This is a genomic window from Ligilactobacillus pobuzihii E100301 = KCTC 13174, assembly GCF_000349725.1.
GTDB classification, from domain to species: domain Bacteria; phylum Bacillota; class Bacilli; order Lactobacillales; family Lactobacillaceae; genus Ligilactobacillus; species Ligilactobacillus pobuzihii.
In genome coordinates this window covers 31,266-32,715 of record NZ_KB714689.1, presented here as the reverse complement: position 1 = coordinate 32,715, position 1,450 = coordinate 31,266, and the positions used below count along the sequence as shown (strand labels likewise).

Annotated in this window: 1 protein-coding gene; it reads right to left on the bottom strand. The window is 44.4% G+C overall.

Features of this window, described 5'->3' with window-relative positions:
• On the bottom strand, nucleotides 1–1,450 hold a 1,450-nt coding region (locus LACPOB_RS12975; protein WP_017867391.1), incomplete at both ends, for a mannosyltransferase YkcB-related protein.

Genomic DNA, 1,450 nt, shown 5'->3' with positions numbered 1-1,450 from the left:
GGATCGCCCCCAGCCATTTTCATGTTTCCTTGTTCAGCTTGAGTTTTGCCTGTTTGAGTGGATGGTATAGCTGGCCTTTGCGTCGGCTTTTGTCCTTGTGGCATACCAGTTGGCGGTGTACCTGACATGGTAGAAGGCATTTGTTTTCCGGTTGAACCAGGTCCTTGCCCCATTTGGTTGCCATTACCAGCAACGCCAGTCCTATTTTTAGTTGAGTTAGCAGTTGTATTGCTTGTACCGCCATACTTATTGGCACTTACTTTGTTACCATTTTGTTTGATCCACTGGAGTATCTTGCCGATTTGACCAGAAGATGCTGAAGCAGTTTTACCACTGATATAGAAGTATTTGATCTGACCGGTTTTTACCAAATGTTTGAACTGTTTCAAGCTTAGTGCCTCATCAGTTCCGTTGTATCCTCCGAGTGCCATGACGGCTTTACCGCTTTTGATAATATAAGGAGCTGCACTATTTGAATCATTAGTGCCCATCAAGTATGTGGCATTACCCTGATGTTTTTCTAAATAATTTAGTAGCTGGGTATTCACATTTGAACCACCCGTGCCGAAAGCACCACCGTTAGTACCATTATTTAACAATTCAGGTCCGGCGGTTGGAATGGCAGAAGATTCAGCTGCTAAAGTTGGTGTTAAGGACCACCAACCAGGACTTAACATGATTGCAGTGACTCCACCGGCAACGGCGAGTTTCTTGACCAAATGATCGTGTGCTAAGACTAAAGCACTAGCAAAACCTAGTCCTAAAGCTAACAGGATGTATGTTAGCCATGGATAATAACTATAGACATACCAGGCTTGTAAACCGGCAGTTGCGAGTATAGCTAATGGTAGCAAATAAAATTTCCAATCGGTTCTAGTTAAAGTGCGGTTCATTTGTATCATGACGCAACCGCCGATCCCGACTAAAGCTGCAATTGCGGGTGCAAGCATGATCATATAGTAGGGATGAAAGAAACTGGCGATCGAAAAGAACCCATAGACTGGTACCAACCAACTCGTCCATAACAACATCTGCTTTTGTTGTTGTGAAAGGTAGTACCATGTGCGTTTTTTGTCATGGTAGAAGACGAAACCACCGACTAAGCCAAATAAAGCAAAGGGTAAAAGCCAGGCGATCTGTGGTCCTAGATCAGACTGAAAGATCCGCAAGGGACCAGCAGTCCCGATGGCAAATGCTCCGCCAACGCCAACAGCGCCGCCAGCTTTACCTCCTTTATTACCAGGACCAACTTTTTGACCACCCATCCCTCTTGTGTTTTTACTTGGCTGTTTGTTAGCTTTCATACCATTTTTTGCTTTTATAGGTTGGGCAGCTTTCTTATTTCCGCTTGATGCTGTTCCTTTTTTGCCATTCATTCCTTGCCCAAATGAACCGCCCGTTCCGGTAGTTTGTCCTAATAAACGTTCTGAGCCATTGTAACCAAAAGCAA